Annotated in this window: 13 protein-coding genes; 7 read left to right on the forward strand and 6 right to left on the reverse strand. The window is 65.8% G+C overall.

Annotated features, from left to right (window positions below; genetic code table 11):
- Positions 1 to 240 precede the first annotated feature (240 nt).
- Together QA649_RS15400 and QA649_RS15405 are read left to right on the forward strand one after the other, a co-directional pair.
- Complete coding sequence (locus QA649_RS15400; RefSeq protein WP_283024930.1) at positions 241 to 2,562, forward strand: molybdopterin guanine dinucleotide-containing S/N-oxide reductase; 2,322 nt, start codon at positions 241 to 243, stop codon at positions 2,560 to 2,562.
- Between the two features lie 225 nt (positions 2,563 to 2,787).
- A complete protein-coding gene (locus QA649_RS15405; RefSeq protein WP_283024931.1) occupies positions 2,788 to 3,288 on the forward strand; it encodes a DNA starvation/stationary phase protection protein in 501 nt (166 codons plus the stop codon).
- Positions 3,289 to 3,426: 138 nt separating this feature from the next.
- Here the strand turns inward: QA649_RS15405 and QA649_RS15410 are convergent, their stop codons facing one another.
- From QA649_RS15410 to QA649_RS15425, 4 genes are all read right to left on the reverse strand, one after another.
- Entirely contained in the window at positions 3,427 to 4,413 is a 987-nt protein-coding gene (locus QA649_RS15410) for an AraC family transcriptional regulator (protein ID WP_283024932.1), read from the reverse strand.
- Positions 4,414 to 4,715: 302 nt separating this feature from the next.
- The gene (locus QA649_RS15415; RefSeq protein ID WP_283024933.1) at positions 4,716 to 5,660 is read right to left on the reverse strand and encodes an alpha/beta hydrolase; all 945 of its coding nucleotides are present in this window, start codon (positions 5,658 to 5,660) and stop codon (positions 4,716 to 4,718) included.
- Positions 5,644 to 6,351 (reverse strand): hypothetical protein, encoded by a 708-nt coding sequence (locus tag QA649_RS15420; RefSeq protein ID WP_283024934.1) that lies wholly within the window; start codon positions 6,349 to 6,351, stop codon positions 5,644 to 5,646. Before QA649_RS15420 ends, QA649_RS15415 begins: the two co-directional genes overlap by 17 nt.
- Before the next feature lie 118 nt (positions 6,352 to 6,469).
- Entirely contained in the window at positions 6,470 to 9,310 is a 2,841-nt protein-coding gene (locus tag QA649_RS15425; protein ID WP_283024935.1) for a winged helix-turn-helix domain-containing protein, read from the reverse strand.
- A 329-nt stretch (positions 9,311 to 9,639) separates the two neighbouring features.
- On the opposite strand from QA649_RS15425, the gene QA649_RS15430 reads away from it, so the two are divergent.
- From QA649_RS15430 to msrA, 4 genes are all read left to right on the forward strand, one after another.
- Positions 9,640 to 10,308, forward strand: coding sequence for a sensor histidine kinase (locus QA649_RS15430; RefSeq protein ID WP_283024936.1), 669 nt, complete (start codon positions 9,640 to 9,642; stop codon positions 10,306 to 10,308).
- A gap of 34 nt (positions 10,309 to 10,342) precedes the next feature.
- A complete protein-coding gene (locus tag QA649_RS15435; RefSeq protein WP_283024937.1) occupies positions 10,343 to 11,032 on the forward strand; it encodes a VOC family protein in 690 nt (229 codons plus the stop codon).
- Positions 11,033 to 11,146: 114 nt separating this feature from the next.
- A complete protein-coding gene (locus QA649_RS15440) occupies positions 11,147 to 11,569 on the forward strand; it encodes an OsmC family protein (RefSeq protein ID WP_283024938.1) in 423 nt (140 codons plus the stop codon).
- Between the two features lie 133 nt (positions 11,570 to 11,702).
- Positions 11,703 to 12,218, forward strand: a complete 516-nt coding sequence (msrA, locus tag QA649_RS15445) for a peptide-methionine (S)-S-oxide reductase MsrA (RefSeq protein ID WP_283024939.1) — start codon at positions 11,703 to 11,705, stop codon at positions 12,216 to 12,218.
- 71 nt (positions 12,219 to 12,289) lie between these two features.
- Here msrA and QA649_RS15450 read toward each other — a convergent pair whose 3' ends face one another.
- Positions 12,290 to 15,127 (reverse strand): winged helix-turn-helix domain-containing protein, encoded by a 2,838-nt coding sequence (locus QA649_RS15450; RefSeq protein ID WP_283024940.1) that lies wholly within the window; start codon positions 15,125 to 15,127, stop codon positions 12,290 to 12,292.
- 296 nt (positions 15,128 to 15,423) lie between these two features.
- Here QA649_RS15450 and QA649_RS15455 point away from each other — a divergent pair, with 296 nt between their 5' ends.
- Positions 15,424 to 16,413 carry a tripartite tricarboxylate transporter substrate binding protein gene (locus tag QA649_RS15455; protein ID WP_283024941.1) on the forward strand — a complete coding sequence of 330 codons (990 nt, stop codon included), beginning with the start codon at positions 15,424 to 15,426 and terminating at the stop codon, positions 16,411 to 16,413.
- 6 nt (positions 16,414 to 16,419) lie between these two features.
- On the opposite strand, the gene QA649_RS15460 is transcribed toward QA649_RS15455, so the two are convergent.
- Positions 16,420 to 17,559, reverse strand: coding sequence for an MFS transporter (locus QA649_RS15460; RefSeq protein ID WP_283024942.1), 1,140 nt, complete (start codon positions 17,557 to 17,559; stop codon positions 16,420 to 16,422).
- Positions 17,560 to 17,604: the final 45 nt, after the last annotated feature.

Consider the following 17,604-nt stretch of genomic DNA (forward strand, 5'->3'; position numbering starts at 1 on the left):
ATGGTTCGACCGGGGCACTCCGAAGACGATCAGATAAAGCGTTGAAAACAAAGGAATAAATTGTTGGTGGAATCGCCGTCGATCGCCCGCTGAACGTCCACCAAGATGTAGTTGCGCACGAGAGCCCAGCATTTCCGCCGACCCTGAGCCCGACGACATCGGGGGGTGGATCGGTATACTGCCACCGGAATTGACTCGGGGTCGCTGAACCGTGCCATGCCCCGGAACAAGGATCTCGCGATGGACGATACGATTGGCTTCCCCGACCCCGGTCTCGACCTCTCGGACGGCTTCAAGCCGCACACCTCCCATTGGGGTGTATTCTCGGCGCGCAACGGCGCGGCCGGGCTCGAGGTCAGGGCCTATGCGGGCGATCCCGATCCGAACGGCATCATCGACAATTTCCCCGGCGCGCTCCGTCATCAGGCGCGCATTGCGCAGCCGGCGATCCGCCGCGGCTGGCTCGAGCGTGGCCCCGGCCCCGACGATCGCCGCGGCCGTGACGAATTCGTGTCGGTGAGCTGGGAGAAGGCGCTCGACCTCCTCGGCGACGAGCTCTGCCGCATCCGCGACACGCGCGGGCCCGGCGCCGTGTTCGGCGGCTCCTATGGCTGGTCGAGCGCAGGCCGCTTCCATCACGCCCAGAGCCAGGTGCATCGTTTCCTCAACATCGCGATGGGCGGCTATGTGCGCTCGGTGAACACGTACTCCTCCGGCGCGTCCTCGGTGCTGCTGCCGCAGATCCTGGCGGGCTATGAGGACATCACCAAGCGCAACGTCACCTGGGAGCAGATTGCGACCGAGACCGATGTCGTGCTGGCCTTCGGCGGCATGGCGCTGAAGAACTCCATGGTGGCCGGCGGCTCAATCAGCAAGCATGTCGAGCGCGGCGCCATGGCGGCGGCGCGCCGGCGCGGCTGCGAGTTCATCCTGGTCAGTCCTTTGCGCGATGATCTGCCGGTCGAGGCCGGCGCCGAATGGATGAGTTGCCTGCCGGGCACCGACACCGCCTTGATGCTCGGCATCGTCCATACGCTGGTCGCGGAGAATCTGCACGACCAGGCCTTCCTCGATCGCTACACCGAGGGGTGGCCGGTTTTCCTGCGCTATCTCACCGGCGAGAGCGACGGGCAGGCGAAGCACGCCGAATGGGCTGCCGCGATTTGCGGCGTCGAGGCGGAGACGATCCGCAAGCTTGCGCGTCGCGCCGCCGGGAAGCGCGCGCTGATCACCGTCTCGCACTCGCTCCAGCGCGCCGAACATGGCGAGCAGCCGGTGTGGATGGGCATGGTGCTGGCGGCAGTCCTCGGCCAGATCGGCCTTCCCGGCGGCGGCTATGCCTATTCGCTCGGTGCGATCGGCTATTACGGCCGCCGCGTCAACGACGTGCCGGGGCCGACGCTGGGACAGGGCCGCAACGGTGTTGCCGATTTCATTCCGGTGGCGCGCATCGCCGACATGCTGCTCAACCCAGGAACCACCTATCGCTACAATGGCGAGACGCGCACCTATCCCGACATCCGCCTCGTCTACTGGGCCGGCGGCAATCCCTTCCACCACCACCAGGACATCAACCGCCTGCGCAAGGCGTTTGCGAAAGCAGACACCTTCGTTGTGCACGAGCTCGCCTGGACCGCGACGGCGCGGCACGCCGACATCGTGCTGCCATCGACGATGACGCTCGAGCGCGAGGACATCGGCTATTCCACCAACGATCCTCTCATGGTCGCGATGCATCAGATCGCCGAGCCGTTCGGCCTTGCGCGCGACGACTATGAGATCTTCGCCGATCTCGCCGAGCGCCTCGGTGCGCGTGAACCCTTCACCGAGGGGCGCACGTCGCGCCAGTGGCTGGAATATCTCTACGAGCCGACCCGCGCTTCGCTTGCCAAGCGTGGCCTGGAGGCGCCGCGCTTCGATGAGTTCTGGCGCCGCGGCAGCCTGGTCGTGCCGCAGCAGCCGGACGATGGCGGCCGGCTGCGCCGCTTCCGCGACGATCCGGTCAACCACGCGCTCCCGACGCCGAGCGGCCGCATCGAGATTTATTCGGCAAAGATCGCCGCCCATGGCGATGCCGATTGTCCCGGCCATCCGGTCTGGCTCGAGAATACCGACATGCCCAAACCCGGCACGCCGTGCTTCCTCGTCGCCAACCAGCCGGTGACGCGCCTGCACAGCCAGCTCGATTTCGGCGGCCATTCGCTGGCTGCCAAGCATCGCGGCCGCGAGGTCGCGCGCATGAACCCGGTTGACGCCGACGCGCGCGGCATCAAGGACGGCGACATCATCCGCCTGTTCAACGACCGCGGTGCCTGCCTTGCCGCCGTCCACGTCACCGACGGCATCGCGGCCGGCGTCGTCCAGCTGCCGACCGGCGCCTGGTACGACCCGATGGACCCCGAGGACGACGCCCCGCTCTGCGTCCACGGCAATCCCAACGTGCTCACCCGCGACCTCGGCACCTCATCCTTCGCGCAGGGCTGCACCGGGCAGCTGACGACGGTCGAGGTGGAGAAGTTCACCGGCAATTTGCCGCCGATCCGGGCGTTCGATCCGGTGTAGGGATTGTTTCGTCCTCCTCCGTCATTGCGAGCGCAGCGAAGCAATCCAGAGTCCCTCCGCGGAAAGATTCTGGATTGCTTCGCTGCGCTCGCAATGACGGTGTGGAAATAGCATCGGTCCCGCTTCCGCTCCCGCGTGCGAATTCGAAATCGTCGCGCGCATGACGAAAGAACCACAAGCGCTGCGCTGCTAAGGGTTCGTTCCCTCACCGACGGATCAACGAACATGACCAAAGCAGACCTGCAAAGCCCGACCGATCTCGGCGCTAACGCGAACCGCGACATTCCCGCCGCGCTGCGCGCCCTGCTCGCCGACGTCTTCGCGCTCTATCTGAAGACCAAGAACTTCCACTGGCACATGTCGGGCAGCCATTTTCGCGACTATCACCTGCTGCTCGACGAGCAGGCCGACCAGATCTTTGCGATGACCGACGACATCGCAGAACGCGCCCGCAAGATCGGTGGCACGACGCTGCGCTCGATCGGCCAGATCGCGCGCGAGCAGCGCATCCTCGACAACGACGCCGACTATGTCGATCCCCTGGACATGCTGGCGGAGTTGCGCAGCGACAACCAGCAGCTCACGCGCGAGATGCGGCGCGTGCACGAACTCTGCGACGAATATGGCGATGTCGCAACCGCAAGCCTGATCGAGAACTGGATCGACGAGGCCGAGCGACGGATCTGGTTCCTGTACGAGTCGGGCCGCACCGGCGCGCAAGGGTGATTCCCGGGGCCAAGAAAGAAAAAGGGGCCGTCCTGTGTGGGAGCAGGGACGGCCCCAGCTGGCTCACAGACCCGGGAGGAGGAGGGTGCGAGCCGGCGCAAGCGGCAGGGCGCCTGCGCCAAAGGCAGGAACGACGGGCTAGGCAGCCGCGCTGGCGATCCAGTCCCTGTCCGCAGCCGGCCGATGCCGCGGCAGCGGTTCGATCTCACAGCGCTCGCCGTTGCCGGCGAGGCGCCAACGTGCCGGGGACTGGCCGCTGATCCGCTTGAAGACGGTCGAAAAATGCGCCTGCGTAGAGAAGCCGACGGCAAGCGCGATCTCGGCCAGCGGCCGTCCGGTCGTCGCCAGCAGCGTCTTCGCATGTTCGATCCGGTGATTGAGCAGATATTCGCGCGGACGATAGCCGGTCGCGGCCCGGAACTGCGCCGCAAAATGCATCCTGGACAGGCCAGCCACGCTGGCGAGTTCAGACAGGCTGATGCTGCGGTCGAAATGATCGGCGATATGCTGCTCGACGCGTCGCAGCCGCCATTTCGGCAACGCATTGACCCGCGCGCGTTGCGGCTCGAGCCGGGTGAGATGCATCGCAAGGGTCTGGCCGATACAGCGCACGAATTGACGGTCCGCGGCATCGCCATGCTCGATCAGCGCCTTGGCGAGCTCGGTGGCGAGCGGATCGCGTAGCAGGACGAGGTCGGCAAGCCCGTCGGTCGCGGGCGATTGCGCCGGGAATTGGTCAGCCCGGATGTGGAAGTGCAGGAAGGCGCAGGGCGCCTGGAATTGTGCACGGAGGGGCTTCGACGGCGCGCTGACATACAGCGTGCCTGCGGGCATGGTGCCGTCGAAAATGATCTGACGGTCACGCGTCAATTTCGCGCGCGTGGTCTTCAGCGCGATGCCGACGAAATAGTTATTCTCCGGTGTCGTCGCCTCGTGCGACGAGCCGTCTCTCGCATCCTCCCATCGCGAAATCGTGATGTCCTCGATCGCCGCATTCAGGCCGCGCTCGAGCCGGCGCCATCCGCTCTCCCTGGGAATCGGCTGTGCGGCCTGATGCTCTTGGTGATCCCGCGGGCTGGCCTGAAGATCAATCCAGGCATGTGCCGCCTGCAAATCGGTAAACATCGCTCATTCTCTCCGCATCGCGGTCGCTGGTGGCGACCGGCAAACTCTCAAGCCCCGTCACCCGGCTTTCGAGAAGGCTTTCCATGCTCTGAGGATAGGCGTGGGCCCGACAAGAAGCCCGTTAGGGGTGATTAGGATGTGTTAGATTTTGTGCGAGTGCACAGGATGTGACAGCTCGTCGCATTTGGTCCGACTTCGTCAAGCTTTTCAATTTCTTGCGCCGGCCGGCGTGGTGCGAGGACGGCGCGGGGAAGTTCGATCGGCCTTGCGTGCGGTGCGACGGAGCGCCACGCCGTCGCTGTTCAGCCCTTGCGCCCGTCGAGCCGTGCGAGGAAGTCGCGCACGAGCCCGGCGATCTCGTCGGTCGCCTCGTCCAGCGCGAAGTGACCGGCTTCGAGCATGTGGACTTCGGCATCCGGCACATCGTCGCGATAGGCGGCGGCGCCGGCGACGGTGAAGGAGGGATCGTATTTGCCCCAGACCACCAGCGTCGGCGGCCGCGTCTTGCGCAGCCAGTCCTGCCACTTCGGATAGGACGCGACGTTGGTGCGATAGTCCAGAAACAGCGTGGTCTGGATCTCCGCCTGGCCGGGACGCGTCAGAAATGCGTATTCGTCGATCCAGGTGTCAGGGTCGTAGCGCTCGGGATGCGGACTGGAGCCGAGATGGCGCTGCCGCGTCGCCTGCAGAGACGTGAAGTTGGCCCTGAGCGCCTCGAGCTCATGCGCGGGATCGGCCCAGTATTTGCGGCGCGCTTCCCACAGCGGGCTCAATCCCTGCTCATGCGAAACGGCGTTCTGGATGATGATGCCGCGGACACGTTCGGGATCGGCCAGCGCCATGCGGAAACCGACCGGACCGCCATAGTCCTGCATGAACAGGACGTAGTTGGCGAGACCAAGCTTCGCCGTGAGCTCGCCGATCACGCCGGCGATGTTGTCGAATGTGTAGTTGAAGTCCGATGGCGGCGGTGCGCTGCTGTTGCCGAAGCCGGGATAGTCCGGCGCGATCAGGTGATATTTGTCCGCGAGCAGCGGCAGCAACGGCTCCCACATCCGCGAGGAGGAGGGAAAGCCGTGGAGCAGCAGCACGGCCGGCGCGTCCACGGGCCCAGCCTCGCGGTAGAAGATCTTGAGGCCGTTTACATCGACGCTGCGATAGCTGATCGAGCGACGGCTTGATCGCAGATCGTCTGCCGAAGCCTGCACGCTCGTTGCCGCGCCGCCGCTGCTACTCGAATACGGCATCAAAAATCTCCACGTCCATCAGCACGGGCTTGGCGATCACGGTTCCGTCAGGCTGTAGCGCCTGCGCGCGCCGAAGCGTCGGCACCACGATGCCGCCGAAACTGTCATGAGCCCAGGAGTAGTGAGCGACCTTGGTCCCGAAGAGATCGTGATCCGTTCGCCGTTGCAGCGCGTTCTCGTCGAAATAAAAGATCTGATCGGGCGCGAGCGTGATCAGGCTCGGGGGAAATTGCGCGCGCAGCCGCCGCCAGGTTTCGGTGTTCTCGCGCCACGGCGGCAGTTCTTCCAGCACGACACCGGGATGGGCGAGCAGGAATGGATTGGTCAGATAATTCCAGATCGCGACGCCGCAGAAGTAGACGAGGTGCAGCTCGTCCGCGAGTGCAGCAGAGCCGGCCTCGGGAAACGCCAGGCTCGGATTGCTCCAGGCCCGCAGCACCTCGCCATCGGGGCTTTCGATCGTGATCGCATCCGGTTGAAACGAGCCCGAGTATTCCCCGCCGGTGATGCCGGTGAAACGGACGGATTGCGTCCGGGTCGAGCCTTCCGCAGTCACATCCTTGAATTCCCTGGCATGTCCGGCGCTTGCGAACAGCGTTCCGCCGACGGACAAATGGAGCGTGAACCGGTTCAAGCTGTTCCAGCGCGCCAGACCGCCGCTGGCATCGATTACATCGTCGAGAAGAGCCATGTCCCGTCACATCCGCCGTGAAGTGCCACCACCATGGCGGGGCGCTTGCGGATTGGCGTGTTAGAAGTTGTTAGGAGTTGCGAGCCGGGATTTGGGCGGTATCTCGTTGAACACGCTGTCAATTCAGCGCGCCCAGCAGTCCCGTTGCGGCGACCAGATCACGAGTCGCGAGGCCCTCCTGGTAGCGCGCCACGAGCGGGGCGAGCAGGTCGCGTGCGTCGCGGCCTCTTCCGGCCTGGTGCCAGATGCGGCCGAGGCTGATCGCTCCGCGAAGCTCCCAGCCGAGAGCGCATTGCCGGCGTGACAGATCGAGCGATTGGCGCAAGCAGCTTTCGGCTTCCGCCGCGTTTCCGGACCGGGCCAGGATATCGCCCTTGACCCTGAGCATTTCCGGCATGTCGAAGGATTCGCCGTGATCGGGAATCTGGGCGATGGCCTCATTGATCGTGCGCAAGGCCTCGCCAGTCTGGTCCTGCGACGCGAGCCCCTCCGCGAGCGCCGTCGCGAACACCGTCGTCATGATCCGGTACCGCGTCGCATGGAGTGTTGCCTGGCTGCGGCGAAGATGCTCGATGCCGCCGGCAAGATCGCCGCGGCGCAGCAGCAGCTCGCCCTTCTGGCCGATCCCGACCGCGTGATAGGGCCCGAGGAAGTGCCGCGCCGAATGATCGATCAGCCGCTCGATCAGGGTTTCGGCATTGGCCCAGTCGCCGACCCAGAGAAAGACGTAGATGGTCCAGATCAGGGAAATGCCGAGCGTGAGCGGCTGTTCGAGCAGCTCGGCCTCGCGCACCGTGTATCTGGCCGCCTCGATCGCGCGATCGGGCCGGCCGGTGAGCCAGAGCCCGCGCGCCAGCGCCACCAGCGCGACGATGCGGTCGTCATAGCCGAGATGTCCGATATTCAGCCGCTGCGAGCCGGGATTGTGCACCATCGCGCTCTCGCAGAACTGCACCGCCTTGTCCTGGTTGCCAATCAGATGATGCGCGACGCCGAGCATCCATTCCACGTTCAGTGCGGCAGCAGGATCGTTCAACTTGCGCGCAACACCCTCGCCGTCGACGCCGATCCCGAGCGCGCCGTGAAAATCTCCGACCCTGGTCAGGTAGATGTGCAGGCCGCGCAGCAGCCAGAGCTGCCAGTGCAAATCCTCGAGCTCGCGGGCGAGCTGCAGGCTGCGCGCGAACGCGGAGCGGACCGCTTCCGTATTGCCTTGCGTGAACATCACGGAGACGCCGAGCGCGGCCTGCAGCGTCATCTCCTGGCGGCGGTCCAATGTGCCCGCATCGGAAGCGGCCAGCGCCTGCTGCGTCCAGCGAAGACACTCCATCAGCAAGGTCAGCTCGAGGAAAAACTGCGCGGCCGAGGCCGCCAGCTCCACGCCGAGCGTCCGGTCACCGCCGTCCGAAAAGCTCCAGGTCAGCGCGGCCCGGACATTGGGCAAATGGTCCGCATAGGGCAGGAAGCCGCCCGCGCTCTGCAGCCCCGAGGATTTGAGCGCGATGTCGCGCAGCAAATCGCGGAAATACTCGGCATGTGCACGCGCGACGCGGTCCGCTTCCCCGTTCTCGACGAGCTTGTTGCCGACGAAGGTGCGGGTGGTATCGAGCAGACGATAGCGCAGCCGCCGCTCCGCGGGGGAGGTTGCGATCAGTGATTTGGAGAGCAGGTTCGAGATCGCCTCGACCGCCTCGGCTTCGCCGATGCCCTGGCAGGTCGCGACGGCCAGCGCAGCTTCCAGCGTGAACGGCCCGACGAACACCGACAATCCGCGCAGCGTCGCGCTTTCGGCTTCTGGCAGCAGATCATAGCTCCAGGCCAGCGCGGCGCCCAAGGTCTGATGCCGTGGGATCGCGGTACGCCGTCCCCGCCACAGCAGCGAGAAGCGGCTGTCGAGCAGCGAGGCGGTCCCGGCGATGCCGTAGGCGTTGACGCGTCCGGCCGCGAGCTCGATCGCGAGCGCAATGCCGTCGAGCCGCCGGCAGATTTCGGCGACGAGCGGCGCATCCTCCTCGCTGAGCTCGAAATCGCCGAGGCTTTCGGCAATACGTTCCACGAAGAGCTGGCTTGCAGGATAGGCGAGGATGTCGGCAATGCCGAGTCCATCGCGCTCGGGCGGGCAATCCAGCGGAAACAGCCGGTGCACGCGCTCGCCTTCGGTGCGAAAGGATTCGCGGCTGGTGGCGAGAACGTGCAGCTCGTTCGCCTCCTGGACGAGACGCTCGGCCACGGGGGCGAGCTCGTCGAGGATGTGCTCGCAACTGTCGAACAGCAGCAGTGTGCGCCGGCTGCGCAGGAAGGTCAGCAGGCCCGGCATCGGGTCGTCGGAATTGACCGTCAAGCCGAGGGCTGCGGCGATCGTTCCGGGAATGAGGCGGGTGTCGGTGAGCGCGCCGAAATCGACGAAGCCCACCTGGCCGTCGAACGCCTCCAGCTCGCGATGCGCGACGGCGAGTGCGACCGAGGTCTTGCCGATCCCGCCGGGGCCGACGATGGAGACGAAGCGATGCAGGGCGAGCTCGGCGGAAATCTTCGCGACGGCATCGTCCCGCCCGATCATCCGCGCAAGCGGTGACGGCAGCGCGTGGGGCGAGGCGACTGGGCTGGCGCGGCCGTCCGAAGCAGCAGGGCGGAGCAGCGGAGCAGCGAAGCAATAGCCGCGTCCGGGAACGTTGACGACGTAACGTGAGCCTTCCCCGGCATCGCCCAGGACCTTGCGCAGCGTCGTGATGTGGAAGCGCAGGCTGCCTTCGTCGACGTTCACCTCGGACCACACCTGCTTGATCAACTCCCGCTTGTCCACGACCTCACCGGCGCGTTCGGCGAGAAAGATCAGGATGTCGAGCGCGCGGCCGCCGAGATGAAGCGGAACACCGTCCTTCTCCAGCAGCCGCGACTTTGCAAACAGCCGGAATGGCCCGAAGGAGATTGCCGAATCCTGGTCGTTAGCGTCCGGCACGAGCCAATGGTTCCAATGAAGGGGATGCTGTCTGCAACTTTGGTCTAGCAGAACGACATTGCGAGTAAACTGGTCGAAAGTGGCGAAATGGCGTGGCGATCGCCGGAGCGCCTTGAGAATAACACTCGCAAATTTTGCTTAAACGCGAGCAGCTTACGACGCAGCCCGCGACAATTCGTCAGTGTGCTTGACCGTCGCGACGACGGTCTCCGATGCCGGATTGTGACGCCGCCGATCATAACAGAATCTTGCAAAGTCTAACGAGCAAATCGCAGGCGATGCATTCAGTATAGCTTTCGAGTTAGGTCTCATTGCAGCGGGAGGCTGTCATGTCCGCCATCGGCTCGATGCCGAACGGCAGTGCCGTTCGATCTCAATTCGCCGCAGGTCGCGACGATCAGTCGCGCGATTGGGAGCTCGTGCTGCGCGAGTCCCACCATCGCATGAAGAACACGCTGACGCTGCTGGGTGCGTCAGTCCGCCGCGACTTCACGCGGGCCGGCACCAGGGACGTCTCGCTGGCGGTGGACCGGTTCGAGCGGCGCATCGTTGCCTTTGGCAGGCTCTATCAGCTCTTGTCCGACAACGACGATCCGTCGACAGTCTGCGTCGCGCCATTCTTCGAAAATCTGTGCGGGGCGCTCTCCGAGGCGGTGCTGGAGCCGGCCGGTATCCGCTGCGAAGCCGCCATCGAAGACGACACACTGCCGTCCTCGCAACGTCATCGGCTCGCGTTGATGCTGACGGAGCTGGTCACGAATGCGGCGAAGCACGCCTTCCCGAACAAGAATGGAGGGCTGATCCGCATCGACGTCGCGCGCCGCGACGGCGCCTGGGTCTGCACGGTGGCCGACAACGGCATTGGTGCGGTTGGTCCGCTCCAGGGCGCCGGCAGCCGCATCCTCGAAGGGCTCGCCCGCAGCATTCATGCACGGCTGCACGGCGAGGCGGGGCAGGGTGGCACGCGGATGACCATCGTGATGCCGGCCGTCGCCTGAACGATCGCCTCAACTCACACCACGGGAGCTTGACATGGCCACACTCGAAATCGACCGCGATGCCGCGGTCAAGCCTTCAACATCGCGCAGCGTTGATATGAAGCTCGAAGTCGTTGTCATTCCGGTGTCCGATGTCGACCGCGCCAAGGCGTTCTATGCGCGGCTCGGCTGGCGACTGGATGCCGATTTCGCCTCAGGCGACGACTGGCGCGTGATCCAGTTCACGCCGCCGGGCTCGGCCTGCTCGGTGATCTTCGGCAAGAACGTCACGGCGGCGGCGCCAGGCTCGGCGCGCGGCTTGTATCTGATCGTCTCTGATCTGGAGGCTGCGCGGAAGGATCTGCTGGAGCGCGGCATTGCCGTCAGCGAGCCCTTCCACGGTGGCGGTGATGTTCATGCCGGGCCCGATGAGCCGTATCTGTTCGGCAGCGTTCGCGTCAGCGGCGCTGACCCGAAGCGCGGCAGCTACAGCTCATTCGCCTCGTTCAGCGATCCCGACGGCAATGGCTGGCTGTTCCAGGAGGTCACGACACGGCTGCCCGGACGCATTGCGGCAGACGACACGACATTCGCATCGCAAACTGACCTCGCCGCGGCGATGCGCCGAGCCTCAGTGGCGCATGGCGAGCACGAGAGGCGCACCGGCGGTCACGACGAGAACTGGGCGGACTGGTATGCCGACTACATCGTGCGCGAGCAGGCCGGTCAGGAGCTGCCAACCTGAAGCAACTGCATCCTCGGAACGCGGGGCGCCGCGCGCCGGCGATAGGCGGTCACGCTGATGTCGCCTTCGGCCGGTACGGAGCGCCGGTGCCAACAAGAAGCAAGGAGAACTGAGATGATCCGCAAGGCAACAGCAGTCTGGAAGGGCACGGGTCGCGATGGCGCAGGCCATTTGTCGAGCGAATCCGGCGTGCTTGCCAGCACGCCCTATTCGTTCAAGACCCGTTTCGAGAACGAGAAGGGCACCAATCCCGAGGAATTGATCGCCGCAGCCCATGCGGGCTGTTTCACCATGGCGCTCGCCTTCGGCCTGCAGATGGCGGGTTTCACGCCGGACGAGCTGTCGACGGAAGCCGCAGTGACACTCGAGCCCGAAGGCAAGGGTTTCAAGATCAGCAAGTCGGCGCTGACCTTGCGCGCGAAAGTGCCGAACCTGGACGAAGCAGGTTTCGCCAAGATCGCGGGCGAAGCCGAGAAGAATTGCCCGGTGTCGAAGGTGCTCAACGCCGCGATCACGCTCGACGCCAAATTGGGCTAGAGGCGAGCTTTCAATTTGGGTCCACCCGGCTCTAGGAACCGGGTGGACATGCCTGCAATGGATGGCTTTCGGCGGGGCGGCCGAGAGCCTATGATGCGGCAGAACCGAAAGAGCGATCAATTGGGAGCATCAGATGACGACTGAGCGCGCAGTTTTGGCCGGAGGCTGTTTCTGGGGCATGCAGGATCTCATCCGCAGGCAGCCGGGCGTGATCTCCACCCGGGTCGGCTACACCGGTGGCCATGTGAAGAACGCCACCTATCGCAATCATGAAGGCCACGCCGAAGCCATCGAGATCATCTTCAACCCCGCGAAGACGAACTTCCGGACCATGCTGGAGTTCTTCTTCCAGATTCACGACCCGACCACGCTCAACCGACAGGGCAATGATCTCGGCACGAGCTACCGTTCCGCAATCTTCTATACCAGCGACGAGCAGAAGCGGATTGCCGAAGACACCATCGCCGACGTCGAGGCCTCCGGCCTGTGGCCGGGTAAGGTGGTCACCGAGGTCACGCCCGCGGGCGAGTTCTGGGAAGCCGAGCCCGAGCATCAGGATTATCTCGAGCGCTATCCGGACGGCTACACCTGTCACTTCATCCGGCCGGACTGGAAGCTGCCGCGCCGCGCGGTGGCGGCGGGAGGCTAAAGCATGATCCGGACCCGAAGGGCCGCGTAGCGCAAAGTGCGAAGCGGTTTTAGCGCGCATCAGCGCGCGGGTCAGCTCCGTAGTTGCGCGATCAGTTCGCGCGCGGTGCGCAGGTCGGCGATCTCGGCACCCTCCGTGAACGATCCGGAGACGTTCTCCAGAATGGCCAGAGCGTCCTGGCTCCGACCGGCCCCGCTCATCAGCCGCGCGAGGCTGGTCGCGCAGCGCAGTTCCCAGAAGCGCGCGCCCTGCTGGGCCGCGATGCCCATGGCCTCGCGAAAGTGGGCTTCCGCGTCGCCCGAATGCTTCGCGCTCCGGCGCATCAATTCTCCCTTGATGCGGGTCAGCTCCGGCAGATACCAGAGCTCCTGCCGGTCGTGGCAGCGGGTCAAGACGTCCTCGATCACGTCGAGGCCACGGTCGATCTGGTCGGCCTCGCCAAAGCACGCTGCAAGCTCGCCGAGCAGGGGAAGGAAGCGCGGCAGGAAGCGCGCATCGCCGGCGCGGTTGAGCTCCTCGCGCAACAGCGGCAGGCCGCTCGCGACGTCGCCGCGCCTGGCGATCACCGCCGCATTGAAGGCCCGCGCCCACAATCCCCACAGCCGGATCGCGTGCCGTTCGGTATGTTCGAGCAGCTCGGTGCCGTGGCGTTCCGCAGCGTCGAAATCGCCGGACCAGAAGGCGATCGGGCAGGCGGCCTGTCCCAGCACGCTGCAGAAGGTCAGGGCGTGGCCGTTGGCGCGGCCCTCCTCGATGTTTCGGGCGGCGAGCGCCTGGGCCTGGTCGGCGAGACCCTGCAGCCACAGGATGCGAGCGCGGAAATATTGCGTGGATATTCTCAGGTCGAGCGGGAAGATCTTCGGCTTCTCCGCCAGCACATGCAGCGATGCATGCACCCGGTCGATGCGCAGCCGTGCGTCGTTCTGGTCGCCGAGATAATGCAGCGCGACGGCTGTGAGCCGGTCGCCCAGCATCACGTCGGTCCTGTCGGGAGAGTTCGCGGCCGCGTTCGCAAAACGATCGGCGAACGCGCGGGCCTTGCCGAACTGTCCATTGTTGAACTGGTCGATGCACAGGCCCCAGAGCGCGCGCAGCCGGAAATCCTTGTCGTCGAGCCTGTCGGCGAGCTCGAGCGTCGTCTCCAGGATCGGGCGCGCCTCGCGCGCGCGGCCCTCGCCATACATCAGCGACCAGCCGAGTGCCGACAGGAGCTGCATGCGGATACGGTCGTCGCCGGTGTCGCCGAGCGCCGCGAGTGCAATCTTGCTTCGTTCGCGGCATTCGGCGAACAGGGAAAGCCGCACCCACAGCGTGACCGCGGCCGCCGTCAGCGCGATTCCCAGCTCGGTGTCGCCGTCGGGCGCGAAAGCCCAGTCGAGCGCTGCGCGCACATTGTCCAGCTCCGCGCCGTAGATGCCGAGCCATTCGGGCAGCGGCGTCGATGTGTCGGCCTCCGCATGCGCGAAGAAATCGCGAAAATACTCGGCATGACGGCGTGCGAACTGCCTGGTTTCGCCGAGCGCGCTGAGCTTTCCGTGGGCGTAGGCCCGAGTCGTGTCGAGTAGGCGATAGCGCAGCGTCCGCGCGCCGGACGGCGAGATCAGCGACTTGGTGACCAGGCTGTCGATGGCCTCCAGCGTTTCCGATGCGCTGAGGCCGTCGCCGGATGCAACCGCGGCAGCCGCCTCCGGCGCGAAAGGTCCGGCGAACACCGAGAGCCGGCGCAGGGTCGCGCTCTCGGCCGCAGGCAGCAGGTCATAGCTCCAGTCGAGCGCGGCGGCGAGGGTCTGGTGCCGCGGCACGGCCGTGCGCCGGCCACGCCATTGCAGCGAGAAGCGGCTGTCGAGCAGCGAGGCGGTGCCGGCGATGCCGTAGGCATTGACGCGCCCCGCCGCGAGCTCGATCGCGAGCGCAATGCCGTCGAGGCGCCGGCAAATGCTCGCAACCAGCGGCGCTTCGTCCGCACTGAGCTGGAACGGGCCGGAGCTCTGCGCGATGCGCTCGACGAAGAGCTGGGCGGCGGGATAGGCGAGGACCTCGGCGACATCGATCCCCTCGCGCTCGGGCGGGCAATCCAGCGGGAACAGGCGGAAGATGCGCTCGCCTTCGCTGCGGAACGATTCGCGGGTGGTTGCGAGAACGCGAAGCTGCGGCGCCTCGCGCACGATGTGCTCGACGAGCGGAGCCAGATTGTCCAGCACATGCTCGCAGCTGTCGAGGATCAGCAGGGCCGGGCCGACCTTGAGGAACGTCAACAGGGCCGGCGTCGGATTCTCTGCGCTGATGGTCAGGCCGAGCGCGGAGGCAACGGTGGTTGCGACGTGGCTGGCATCCCGGAGCGGGCCGAAGTCGACGAAGAAGACGCGCCCGCGAAAATCCTGGGAGCGGCGGTGCCCGACGGCGATGGCGACGGCCGTCTTGCCGATTCCGCCCGGGCCGACCAGGGTCATGAAGCGATGGAGCGAGAGTCCGTTCGATATCTTTTCGACGACCTCCTCCCGTCCGACCATTTTCGAGAGCGGCGCGGGGAGGGCGCGGGGAGGCAGGATGTCGATGGTCGGCTGCGTGGCGGGCGAGGCCGGCGGGGCGAGCGAGGCGACGAAGCAATAGCCGCGACCGGGCACGTTGACGACGTAGCGCGCCGACTTGCCGGTATCGCCGAGCGCTTTGCGCAGCGCTGCGACATGGAAGCGCAGGCTGCCCTCGTCGACATTGACGTCGGCCCAGATGCGCTTGACCAGCTCTCTCTTGTCGACGACTTCACCGGGCCGCTCGGCCAGGAAGATGAGGATGTCGAGCGCGCGGCCGCCGACATGGAGCGGCAGGCCCTCCTTCTCCAAGAGCCGGGACTTTGGAAACAGTCGAAATGGCCCAAATGAAATGGACGAGTCTTCGCTACGATCTGGCACGCGCCATTACCCCCGCGACGGGAGTCAAAAGGTATTTCTTTGTGGTCTATCAGAACGAACCGTACAGTAAACTGGCCGAAAGCAGTGGGCAGGGCCGGCAGCCCTGCGTGGACCGCGTGGGTCGGTCGTCCTCCGAAATATTGTTTTAAAAGCAGCGGGTTAGAGCACACGACCCGGCGGTCACGCCGCCGCATAGTCCGGACGGAGCATTGACGTCGGTCGCCGATTGCTGCGATGGGATCGTCCAGGTGCCGGTCTCGTCCCGGGCCCCGACTAACCGCCTCCGGAATTCGGGCATGTCTTCCTTCTCGCGGCGACAGATCGTCCATGCATTGTCGGGCGCAGCCGCGCTTGCGGCGATTCCGCGCATCGGGCGCACCGCCGATTATCCCTCTCGTCCCATTCGGCTGGTGATTCCCTATGGGGCGGGCGGATCTGGCGACCAGATCGGGCGTCCCTGGGCGGAGAAGATGTCGTCGCTGCTTGGACCCGTCTTCATCGAAAACATCACCGGTGCGGGCGGCGCGATCGGGACGGCGGCGGTCGCGCGCGAGAAGCCCGACGGCTACTCGCTGCTGCTCGGAAACGACAGCACGCAGGCGGCCATTCCGCTGCTGGCGCAAAATCCGTCCTATGCGATGGACGATTTCCGCGCCATCTGCCGTCTCATCACCAGCGCGCTGGTTTTCGTCGTCCATCCGTCGGTGCCCGTCACAAATCTGGGTGAGCTGATTGCCTACGCGAAGGCCAATCCGGGAAAGCTGTCCTACGGGACGCCCGGTATCGGCAGCGGAAATCATCTCGTCGGCGAAGCATTCAAGCTGCAGGCGGGCGGGCTGGACATCGTCCATGTGCCGTATCGGGGCATCGCTCAGGCCAGCAACGACCTCCTCGCCGGCCAGATCCCCCTCATCATTGCCGTGATGTCGGTGCAATTGCAGCAGTGGAGAGAGGCCGGCAAGATCCGGATGATCGCGGTCGCCACCGAGAAGCGGCTGAGCGTGGCCCCCGATATCCCGACCGCCATCGAATCCGGCATGCCGGGCCTCCGCTATGACGGCTGGTTCGGCCTGTTCGCGCCCCGGCAGACCGACGATGCGATCATCGACCGGATTGCCCAGGCGACGCGCATGGCCATGGCCGACAAGGCGATGCAGGCCAATTACCGTGCCGAGGGCATGGAGCCGGACAGCGATTCGAAGCCGGCCGAATTCCAGCGCCTCGTCGAGGCGACTTCGGCGACCCTCGCGGGCATGATCAAATCGATCGGGCTGGAGAGGTTTTGAAACAACTCACGCCGCGGGGCGTGTGACGATGCGGGCCGACAGTGTGACCAGACACATCAGCGCGGCCAGAAGCCAGAACGCCATCGGCAATCCGCCAAGGCGGGCGACGAAGCCGACGCCGGCGGGGCCCACCAGGATGCCGGCATAGCCGGCGGTCGTGATCGCGGCGACGGCGAGCCCTGTTGGCATCACCGTCTGCCAGGCTGCGCGGCGGAACAGCACCGGCACGAGGTTCGAGGCGCCGAGGCCGATCAGCAGGAAGCCGGCCATCGCAATCGCCGCAATGGGAGCTGTGAGCAGCACCACGAAGCCCCCGATCGCAATGAGGCTGCCCCAGAACAATGTCGCGCGGTCTCCGATGCGCGCGACGACGGCGTCGCCGCCGAGCCGCCCCACTGTCATCGCGATCGAGAACACGATGTAGCCGGTTCCGCCTTGCGCCTCGGAGACGAGGCCGGCGCCGATCACGAGCAGCGCGCCCCAATCCAGCATCGCGCCTTCGACGAGGAAGGTGATGGCGCCGAGCAGCGCCAGCAGCAGCACCGATCCGTGCGGTACCACCAAAAGCGGCCCGTCCTGCACCTGCACCGAGCGAAGCAGGCGCGGCGACGTCACCACCATCGCGGCCAGCATCAGGGCGGAGCAGATCAGCGTGCAGGCGAGCGCGCCGAGCTGCAGCGACAGCAGCGCGGTCATCAGCGCAGATCCCGCAAAACCGCCGATGCTGAAGAGCGCGTGGAAGCCGGACATCAGCGGAATTTTCGCGGCGCGCTCCACCTCCACCGCATGGATGTTCATGGCGACGTCGATCGAGCCGAGCGCGGCGCCGAATGCGAACAGCGCCAGCGCCAGCGTCGCTGGCGTGCTCGTGATGGCCAGCAGCGGCAGCGCCAGCGCGAGACCGAGCCCGCCGGCCATGATGATCGGCCTGCTGCCGTAGCGCGCGCTCATGATCCCGGTCAGCAGCATCGCGGCGACCGAGCCGATGCCGAGGCTGAGCAGGAGCAGCCCGAGCATGCCGTCGTCGACGCCGAGCCGCGTCTTCGCGAACGGCACCAGCGGTGCCCAGCATGCGATGCCGAAGCCTGCGACGAGGAAGGCAAGCCGCGTCGCAAGGCGTGTCGCCGGCCGGTCGGCGGAAGACATTGGAACTCCGGGGAAGCAGGATGAAGGAGGGCGAGGTCGACAAGC

The sequence above is a fragment of the Bradyrhizobium sp. CB1717 genome (assembly GCF_029714325.1).
Lineage (GTDB): Bacteria > Pseudomonadota > Alphaproteobacteria > Rhizobiales > Xanthobacteraceae > Bradyrhizobium.